The following is a 6,689-nucleotide window of genomic DNA, read 5'->3' on the forward strand; positions in this document are numbered from 1 at the left end:
GGAAACCCTCACTTGACCGAGCCGCCGGTGATTCCGGCGGCGATGTACTTCTGGGAGAGGACGAGCAGGACCGCGGCGGGGATCGCGGACAGCACGGAGGCGGCCATCACCGAACCCCAGTCGCCGACATGGGCGCCGATGTACTGGTAGATGCCCAGTGTGATCGGCTTGACGTCGTCCGTGGTGTTCAGCGTCAGCGCGAACATGAAGTCGCTCCACGCGTACAGGAACGAGAACAGTCCCGCCGTGATCAGTGAGTTGCGGCTCATCGGGAGCACCACCCGCACGAACGTACGGAAGCGGCCGGCGCCGTCGACCTCGGCGGCCTCGATGACCTCGCGCGGGATGGCGACCATGAAGGACCGCATCAGCACGATCGCGAACGGGATGCCGAGCGAGGCGTCGGCCAGCATCAGACCGGCGTAGGAGTTGACCAGGCCGAGGTCCACGTACGCGCTGTACAGGGCGTTGGCGATGACGATGCCGGGCACCATCTGGGTGATCAGCGTGCCGAAGACGATGGTCTTGGTGCCGCGCAGCTTGAACTGCGCGAGCCCGTAGGCGGCGGGCGCCGAGATCGCCAGGCAGATGGCCACCGCGCCGAGCGCGACGGCCAGCGAGGTCAGCAGGTTGCCGCCCTGGTCGGTGAGGGCCGAGCGGAAGCCCGACAGGTCCAGGCTGTGCGGGAAGGGGTTGACCTCCAGCAGCCCGGACTCGGGCTGGAGCGCGGTGTTCACCATCCAGTACAGCGGGAACAGCATCACGCACAGCACCAGGATGCCGAAGACCATGGCGCCCCAGCGCCGCTTCGGCCGGCCGGTGAGACGGGTGGGGGCGGCGGGGGTACGCACAGTGCTCGCCATGCCGGTCACTTCCCCTCGTTGCGGTTGGCCCGCAGGTAGAACACCGCGAAGACGGCGGAGATCAGGATCAGGATGTTGCCGACCACGGCACCGGCTCCGAAGTCCAGCTGGACGAAGGAGTTCTGGTACGTGAGGGTGCCGAGGGTCTGTGTGGAGTCCGCGGGGCCGCCGTCGGTGAGCGCGAGGATCAGGTCGAGGATCTTCACCGTCGACATGAAGCCGAGCACCAGCACCACGGTGATCACCGGCCGGAGCATCGGCAGGGTGATGGAGCGGAACGTCCGCCAGGCGGAGGCGCCGTCCAGCGAGGCGGCCTCGTACAGCTCCTTGGGGACCTCCTGGAGGCCGCCGTAGAGGATCACCATGTTGAACGGGATGCCGATCCAGATGTTCACCAGGATCACCGAGATCAGCGCCATGCTGGTGCTGGTCAGCCACGGGGTGTCGCCGCCGACGCCGATCGTTCCGAGGAACGAGTTGAGGACGCCGGTGTCCTGGTCGAGGATGCGCCGCCAGACGACACCCGAGACGACCATCGGCACCAGCCACGGCAGCAGGATCAACGACCGCAGGATGCCGTTGAGCGGGAAGCGGCGGCTGAAGAAGACGGCGAGGCCCAGACCGATGCAGAACTGCCCGATCAGGGAGCCGATCGTGAACAGGACGGTGTGCCACAGGGCCTTGCCGAAGAGCTCGTCGTTGAAGACGTTGCTCCAGTTGTCCGTCCCGTTGAACGGGGACTTGCCCGTGAAGAACGTGGACGGCGAGTAGTCCTGGAAGCTCATCACGATGTTGCGGACGAGCGGGTAGCCGAAGAAGAGCGCCATGAAAACGACGGCGGGGGCGATGAAGCCCCACTGGGCGAGCCGCCTGCGGCGCCGGATGCGGGCCGGGTTCGGCGGCTTCGCGGCCTTCTTCGAGGCGGGCGCCGGGACTGCGGCTGCGGAAGCGGTGGTGGTCGACATGGTTCAGATACCTCAGTTCCCGCTCGTCGCGCGCTTCTGCGCACGCGCCAGGGCGGCCTCGCTCGGCTCACCGGTCAGGGCGGACTGGAACGCGCTCTGCAGCGCGAGGGAGACGGACGACCACCGCGCGCCGAGCTTGGCGGTACGCGAACGGGCCGTGGCGACCTGGTCGGCGAGGGCCGCCAGCTCCGGCGCCTTCGTACGCCACACGGCGGCGGCCTTCTGGTTGGCCGGGACCATCCAGCTGTTGATGGCGTAGGTGATCTGCTCCTGCTCGCCCGACATGCAGCCGATGATCTTCGCGGACGTCTCCTCCCGCTCCCTGTCCCCGGTGTTGGGCACGGTCAGCACGCCGCCGCCCAGCGGCCCCACCGAGTCGTCGCCCGCCTTCGGGACCGGGATCTGGGCGATGCCCCAGTTCAGCCCCTTCTTGGAGTTCAGGGTCTCGACCTGCCATGGGCCGTTGATCATCATCGCCGCGTTGCCCGCCATGAACTGGTCGTTCACATCGGCCTGGGTCCAGTTGACCGTCGACTTGGACAGTGAGCCGTCCTTCAGCAGGCTCTTCCAGTAGTCCAGCGCCCCGGCCACCTGGGGGCTGTCGAGCTTCGTCTCGTCGCCGCCGTTGGACCACATGAAGGGGGTGAACTGGAAGACGCCGTCCTCGGCGCCGCCCGCACTGAGCGCCAGACCGTACCGCTTGCCCTGGGTCAGCTTCTTCGCCGTCTCCCGCATCTCGGCCCAGGTGGTGGGGACCTTCAGGCCGGCCTTGTCGAGCGTGTCCTTGTTGTAGAACAGCGCCAGCGTGTTCACGGTGCGCGCGGCCCCGTAGTACGTCCCCTCGTACGAGCCGAAGTTCACGATCCCCTCGGGGATGTCCCGCGTCGTCAGGCCGAGGTCCTTCAGCGGGATCAGCCCGCCCGCCTCGGCGAACGTCGGCATCTCGGAGGCGTCCAGCTGGAGCACGTCGGGCAGCGACTTGGACGACGCCATCCGCAGCGCCTTGGTCATCACCTGCGAGGCCGGGACGCTCTGCTGCTCGATGGTCACCCCGAGCTGCTTGCTGCACCGGGCCAGCGTCTGGGCGTCCCAGCGGTGGTAGGACTCGTCGGTCGAGGAGTTCAGGACCGTGTACACGTCCGGGTCCCGCTGCTGGCCGCAGCCGGACAGGACCACACCGCCGATCAGCGCGGAGACGACGGTGAGCGGGACGGCGACCCCGGGGGTGAAGCGGTTCGACATTCTGCTGCCTCTTGTCGGCAAGGGCCCGGGCGGCTGCGCTGCCGTCCGACCGATTTGTTTGCTGCCAGTACTAATACGGCATGCGGGCGCTCGTTTCTAGACCGTCCTGGTGACACGCGCGTCACATAGGGGCAACATGCCCGCTCGCGAGGGGTGTCGAGGGCCTGACTCGGGCGGATTCACAGCCTTCGCCGGGTGAATCGAAGCGCTTCGAAAAATATTTGTTTTGTGTACGATCAAAATCAGGACCCACAGGAACGGACCCCCCATGAAGTTCACCGACGGCTTCTGGCAGATGCGAGACGGTGTCCACGCCTCGTACGCCACCGAACTCCGCGACCTCCGCCTCGACGCCGACCGGCTCACCGCCTACGCCGCGGTCCAGCACGTGACACGGCGCGGGGACACGCTGAACGCCCCCCTGATCACCGTGGAGGCGTACGCCCCCGCCGAAGGCGTCATCGGTGTCCGGGTCACCCACCTGGCGGGCAAGCGTCACCCGGGCCCCGACTTCGCCCTGCCCGGCGCCACCGGCGACGCCCCGGCCACCGCCCGGGACCACGGCGGCGCCGCCGAGCTGACCAGCGGCCCGCTCACCCTCAGGCTCCCCACCGCCGGCGGCTTCGGCCTGGAGTTCCTCGACGCGGACGGCCGGCTCCTGACCGCCGCCGGACGCAAGGGGACCGCCTTCGCCACGACCGGCGACGGCGGCCACCACATGTTCGCCCAGCTCGCGCTGGGCGTCGGCGAGACGATCCACGGGCTCGGCGAACGGTTCACCCCGTACGTCAAGAACGGCCAGGTCGTCGACATGTGGCAGGCGGACGGCGGCACCAGCAGCGAGCAGGCGTACAAGAACGTCCCCTTCTACCTCTCCTCGCGCGGCTACGGCGTCTTCGTCAACCACCCCGGGAAGGTCTCCTTCGAGGTCGGCTCCGAAGCGGTCGGGCAGGTGCAGTTCAGCGTCGAGGACCAGACGCTGGAGTACTTCGTCGTCGCCGGGCCGACCCCGAAGGATGTGCTGGCCCGCTACACCGCGCTCACCGGCCGTCCCGCCCTGCCCCCGGCCTGGTCCTTCGGCCTGTGGCTGACCACCTCGTTCACCACCTCCTACGACGAGGCGACCGTCACCTCGTTCGTGGACGGCATGGCCGAGCGCGGCATCCCGCTCTCCGTCTTCCACTTCGACTGCTTCTGGATGCGCGAGTACCAGTGGTGCGACTTCGAGTGGGACCCGCAGACCTTCCCCGACCCGGCCGGCATGCTCGCCCGCCTCAAGGACAAGGGCCTGAGGATCTGCGTCTGGATCAACCCGTACATCGCGCAGAAGAGCCCCCTGTACGCGGAAGGCGCGGCGAACGGCTACTTCGTCCGCACCCCCGACGGCGACGTATGGCAGTGGGACATGTGGCAGGCCGGCATGGCCCTGGTGGACTTCAGCAACCCGGAGGCCACCGCCTGGTTCCAGGGCAAGCTGAAGACGCTCCTCGACCAGGGCGTGGACGGCTTCAAGACCGACTTCGGGGAGCGCATCCCCACCGACGTCGTCTGGCACGACGGCTCCGACCCCGAGCGCATGCACAACTACTACACGCACCTGTACAACAAGGCCGTCTTCGAACTCCTGGAGCGGGAGCGCGGCCAGGGCGAGGCCGTCCTCTTCGCCCGCTCCGCCACCGCCGGCGGCCAGCAGTTCCCCGTGCACTGGGGCGGCGACTGCTGGTCCTCCTTCGGCGCGATGGCCGAGTCCCTGCGCGGCGGCCTCTCCCTCTCGCTGTCCGGGTTCGGCTTCTGGAGCCACGACATCGGCGGCTTCGAGGGCACGCCCGACCCGGCGGTCTTCAAGCGCTGGCTCGCCTTCGGCCTGCTCTCCTCGCACAGCCGGCTGCACGGCTCCTCCTCCTACCGCGTGCCGTGGGAGTTCGGTGACGAGGCGGTCGCGGTCGCCCGGCGGTTCACCGAGCTCAAGCACCGCCTGATGCCCTACCTGTACGGGGCGGCCGTCGAGGCCCACCGCACCGGCGTCCCCACCATGCGCCCGATGCTCCTGGAGTTCCCCGACGACCCGGCCGCCCGCACGGTGGACCGCCAGTACCTCCTGGGCCCGGACGTCCTGGTCGCCCCGGTCTTCAGCGAGGACGGCCACACCGAGTACTACGTCCCCGAGGGCACCTGGACCCACCTGCTGACCGGCGAGACCGTCACGGGCCCCGCCTGGCACCGCGGCACCTACGGCTTCGACAGCCTCCCGCTGCTGGTCCGCCCCGGCGCCGTCCTGCCGCTCGGCGCGGACACCTCCCGCCCGGACGGCGACTGGACCGAGAACCTGGAGCTGCGCGTGTACGCCCCCGAGGGCGCCGGCGACTTCACCCGCACGGTGACCGTCCCCGACCTCACGGGCGCCCCCGCAGCCACGTACGAGGTGGTCCGCGAGGGCGGCATCCTCCGCGTCACCGCCGACACGGACCGGCCGTACGAGGTCGTGGTCGTCGGCGACACGGAGGTGGACGTGGTCAGGGGCTGAGCGGAGGCGAAACGGGATTGGCCCGGCGGCAGCCACGGGGCGGCCACGGGCGGCCACGGGCGGCCGCCGGCCACCGCAGCCACCGGCCACCGGCCCTCGGCAGCCACCGCCCCCCGGCAGCGGAGCACCGGTGGCTGCCGTGTCGGCGGTCGGTGGTCGCCCGTGGCTGCCGCCGGACAGTCCCTAGCCGTATCAGGGCACTCCCGGGCGCGCCCGCCCTTCCGGTCCGGGGCCGGAATGCGATCGTGGAGCGGCGGGTTCGTACCGTCGACAGCACGTGAGCGGTAACAGCACTGAGAGCGGATGGCCTTCACATGGGCGAGCTGATCCTGATCCGGCACGGTGAGACCGAGTGGTCCCGCAACGGACGGCACACGAGCCACACCGACCTGCCCCTGACCCTCCTCGGTGAACGGCAGGCCCGGGCCCTCGCGCCGCTGCTCGCGGACCGCGCCATCGCGCTCACCCTGGTCAGCCCCTTGGTCCGGGCCCGGCGCACCGCCGAACTCGCCGGGCTCACCGCGCCCCGCGTCACCCCCGAGCTGCGCGAGTGGGACTACGGCGGCTACGAGGGCATCACCACGGAGGAGATCCACCGCGGCCGCCCCGGCTGGAACCTCTGGACGGACGGGGTCGCCGCCGGCCCCGCGGCCCACCCCGGCGAAACCCCGGCGGAGGTCGGCGACCGGGCCGACCGGGTGCTGGCCGAGGTCGCGGAGGCCGCCGGGTGGGCCGGTGACGAGGACATCGCGCTCGTCGCCCACTCCCACTTCCTGCGCGTCCTGACGGCCCGCTACCTCGGCCTGACCCCGGCCGAGGGCACGCTCTTCCAGCTCGCGACGGGTGCCGTGTCCCGCCTCGGCACGGAGCACGGCCATCCGGTGATCACCGCATGGAACCTCACGCTGCCCGAGAGCCTGTTCCCGGCAGCGGTCCCGGAGCCCCCCGAACGCGCCTGAGGGCCTAGAAGCAACGCCGTTCAGTTAGGCGTGGAGGTCGTTCGTCAAGGCTGGTGAACGAGGCAGCGGAGCTGCTGTAGAAGAGGAATGTCACTCCAAGACATCCTCACCACAGGAGCTCCGCTGTTGGAACAGG

The 6,689-nt window shown here is 69.8% G+C and carries 5 protein-coding genes; 2 read left to right on the forward strand and 3 right to left on the reverse strand.

Annotated features, from left to right (window positions below):
- Positions 1–8: 8 nt before the first annotated feature.
- The 3 genes from E6P78_RS22165 to E6P78_RS22175 are packed head-to-tail and all read right to left on the reverse strand — an operon-like array spanning position 9 to position 3,070.
- Positions 9–863, reverse strand: coding sequence for a carbohydrate ABC transporter permease (locus E6P78_RS22165; protein ID WP_136205383.1), 855 nt, complete (start codon positions 861–863; stop codon positions 9–11).
- Between the two features lie 5 nt (positions 864–868).
- Positions 869–1,828: a sugar ABC transporter permease gene (locus E6P78_RS22170; protein ID WP_136205384.1), complete on the reverse strand. Its 960-nt coding sequence runs from the start codon at positions 1,826–1,828 to the stop codon at positions 869–871.
- A gap of 12 nt (positions 1,829–1,840) precedes the next feature.
- Positions 1,841–3,070: a sugar ABC transporter substrate-binding protein gene (locus E6P78_RS22175; protein ID WP_136205385.1), complete on the reverse strand. Its 1,230-nt coding sequence runs from the start codon at positions 3,068–3,070 to the stop codon at positions 1,841–1,843.
- Positions 3,071–3,338: 268 nt separating this feature from the next.
- On the opposite strand from E6P78_RS22175, the gene yicI reads away from it, so the two are divergent.
- Together yicI and E6P78_RS22185 are read left to right on the forward strand one after the other, a co-directional pair.
- Positions 3,339–5,594, forward strand: coding sequence for an alpha-xylosidase (gene yicI / locus E6P78_RS22180; protein WP_136205386.1), 2,256 nt, complete (start codon positions 3,339–3,341; stop codon positions 5,592–5,594).
- A gap of 314 nt (positions 5,595–5,908) precedes the next feature.
- Positions 5,909–6,553: a histidine phosphatase family protein gene (locus E6P78_RS22185; RefSeq protein ID WP_136205387.1), complete on the forward strand. Its 645-nt coding sequence runs from the start codon at positions 5,909–5,911 to the stop codon at positions 6,551–6,553.
- Positions 6,554–6,689: the final 136 nt, after the last annotated feature.

The sequence above is a fragment of the Streptomyces sp. A0958 genome (assembly GCF_004795035.1).
Classification (GTDB): domain Bacteria; phylum Actinomycetota; class Actinomycetes; order Streptomycetales; family Streptomycetaceae; genus Streptomyces.

Excerpts from the sequence above, each read along its gene's own strand:
- E6P78_RS22170 (WP_136205384.1), bottom strand. The coding sequence starts at position 1,828 with ATGTCGACCACCACCGCTTCCGCAGCCGCAGTCCCGGCGCCCGCCTCG.
- yicI (WP_136205386.1), top strand. The coding sequence starts at position 3,339 with ATGAAGTTCACCGACGGCTTCTGGCAGATGCGAGACGGTGTCCACGCC.
- E6P78_RS22175 (WP_136205385.1), bottom strand. The coding sequence starts at position 3,070 with ATGTCGAACCGCTTCACCCCCGGGGTCGCCGTCCCGCTCACCGTCGTC.
- E6P78_RS22185 (WP_136205387.1), top strand. The coding sequence starts at position 5,909 with ATGGGCGAGCTGATCCTGATCCGGCACGGTGAGACCGAGTGGTCCCGC.
- E6P78_RS22165 (WP_136205383.1), bottom strand. The coding sequence starts at position 863 with ATGGCGAGCACTGTGCGTACCCCCGCCGCCCCCACCCGTCTCACCGGC.